We start from the raw sequence: 2,081 nt of genomic DNA on the forward strand, positions 1-2,081 counted from the left end.
ATTTGATAAAGCGATATCAAATAAATTTTTAAAAGAATCAAAATCTTTGACAATAGATTAAATTTATTGTGGCAATGTACGAGGTTCGACCTCGCACATAGAGTGTGTCTTCAAAAGGGGACAGCGTCCCTGCCTTCTTACCCACTTTCTTACTGCGTTTTAGCGGTTTTCGTTTGGAGAAATCCATGGAGGTCGGACCTCCATAGTGAAAAAACTACTAACGTCCCTCGGCACCGGCGAGTAACAAAAGTAACGGAGAACTGGAGAATTTTTGGAGACCGAGTCTCCAAAAATTGAGAGGCTCAGCCTCTCAATAATATGGATATCTAAAGGTTAACATAATATCAAAAAAACAGCTCTTTAAAGGCTGAGTAAAAAGGAAATAAATAAACTATTATTGATAGTGATTGTTTACATCAATAATTTCAATCACGTTTTTCTTTCGAAAGATAAAAATTGCTCGGTATTTTCGATTAACTCTAAAACTCCAAATTCGCATTTTTTTTGGTTTAAGAAGTTCAGTTTTTAAGCTTGAGCGGAAGGAATTTATTTCAAATATTTTCTTTTGTTTTTCAAACTTCTTTATCAGATTTCTTTTTCTGAGATAGTTATTGATTTCTGGATGAAGAGGAAAAATTTTCATACGCGAAAGTAAGAAGAGCGCTTTAATCCTTTTTCTAAACTTTTTAGAAACTTCTGAGTATATTGTCCTGTTTTTCCGAACTCTTTAATAATTTTTTCAACATTTTTCGTAGGCGGAGGAGCGAAAAGATTCTCTTTAATGCCCTCATAAATATATTCGTATCGAAGAGCCTTTTCAGTCAACTCATGGTATTCTTTCTTAGTAATTGTAATTGTTGCGGCCATAAAGATTTTAGTTAATTTTTATTAATTTAGTCTTTTACAATTTTATTGTAATCCTTGAAACAGAAATGTCAAATAAAATTGTGGAAATCTTTTACCCAAATCAAAATAATCTACAACTTCGGCTCCGCTAGATTAGGAACAGGAGAATAAGTAGAAAGTTTGGGAACTCGGTTCCCAAACAAACCGTCTACAACTTCGGCTCCGCCCACCTCGGGACGTAAAGTAGTGAAAATACTAACGTCCCTCGACACCGGCGAATAAAAAAGTAACGGAGAACGGTTCTCCATATAGAAAAGTTGAGAGACTCGGTTTCCAAAAGTGATTTATTTGGACACTCGGTGTCCAACTAGAAAAAAGTGTAGACCCTCAGGGTCTACAGAAGATGCAAATCGGAAGTCAGACTTCCGATGAGCAAAAAAAATAGCCCTAAATATCAGAGACCTTTGGGTCTATAGGACTCTACAAAGCTGTATGAAAAAGTTGACGAGATTCACCCTGTTAAATAATTTCGTCGGAAACGAAATTGCCGCGAAGTGGCATTTAACAGGGTAAAATCAAAAATCTCGTTACGAGAACGAGATTTTTGAACGAATTCTAGTTCATCTAATAACTAGCAGATCCATCGTGGCTAACCACCTTGTCGTAATTTTAAAGCATTTAAATGATTTGTCAATTGTGTCCCTGTGGAAAACTTTATCTCGTTAAATAGTTGCAAAACAAATTTAATAGAATAAAAAGGCAGCCCTTTGGACCGTACGGGAATTGAACCCGTATCCCGTGGGTGGTTAGCCGCGGATCTTGCCATTAGACGAACGGCCCGGACAAGGACTGCCAATAAAGATTATATCAAATTTATAAAATCAGTCAAATAAATTAACGGCCAAATCGACCTGACCCGTTGGATGTGAAGCTATCCAACTGGGTCGACGTCCGCATCTATAATTATGTTTTAACATCTGATCAGGTTAAACAAGTGTATAATTTTGGTGCGGCTAGACTTGGCACCGAAACTGACATTGTTGACCCCTCGGGTCAACACGAAGGGTCAACACGAACAAATGCCCTCACCGCCGACCAAATCAAAACTGTCTACAACCTCGGCTCCGCCACCCTCGGCACCGGCGAATAGACATTTAGTGGGGTCTGGCCCCCTAAAATGCCCTTTGGAAACCCGCTCTAGTTCTATCTTTTAGCCCGAATTTTCAAATTTAGTA

The 2,081-nt window shown here is 38.0% G+C and carries 3 protein-coding genes and 1 tRNA gene; 1 reads left to right on the forward strand and 3 read right to left on the reverse strand.

From position 1 onward, the window contains the following. Positions 1-394: 394 nt before the first annotated feature. The 3 genes from KKD20_00145 to KKD20_00155 all read right to left on the reverse strand — a co-directional run bounded on the left by KKD20_00145 (position 395) and on the right by KKD20_00155 (position 1,686). Entirely contained in the window at positions 395-643 is a 249-nt protein-coding gene (locus tag KKD20_00145) for a type II toxin-antitoxin system RelE/ParE family toxin (protein MBU4331522.1), read from the reverse strand. After that, positions 640-867: a hypothetical protein gene (locus tag KKD20_00150; GenBank protein ID MBU4331523.1), complete on the reverse strand. Its 228-nt coding sequence runs from the start codon at positions 865-867 to the stop codon at positions 640-642. Before KKD20_00150 ends, KKD20_00145 begins: the two co-directional genes overlap by 4 nt. Positions 868-1,614: 747 nt before the next feature. After that, positions 1,615-1,686 (reverse strand) — tRNA-Val (locus KKD20_00155). Between the two features lie 85 nt (positions 1,687-1,771). On the opposite strand from KKD20_00155, the gene KKD20_00160 reads away from it, so the two are divergent. Further along, on the forward strand, positions 1,772-1,996 hold the full coding sequence (locus tag KKD20_00160) for a hypothetical protein (GenBank protein ID MBU4331524.1): 225 nt from the start codon (positions 1,772-1,774) through the stop codon (positions 1,994-1,996). Positions 1,997-2,081 lie beyond the last annotated feature (85 nt).

The sequence above is a fragment of the Patescibacteria group bacterium genome (assembly GCA_018896645.1).
Taxonomy (GTDB): Bacteria; Patescibacteriota; Patescibacteriia; order UBA2591; family JABMQE01; genus JAHIMF01.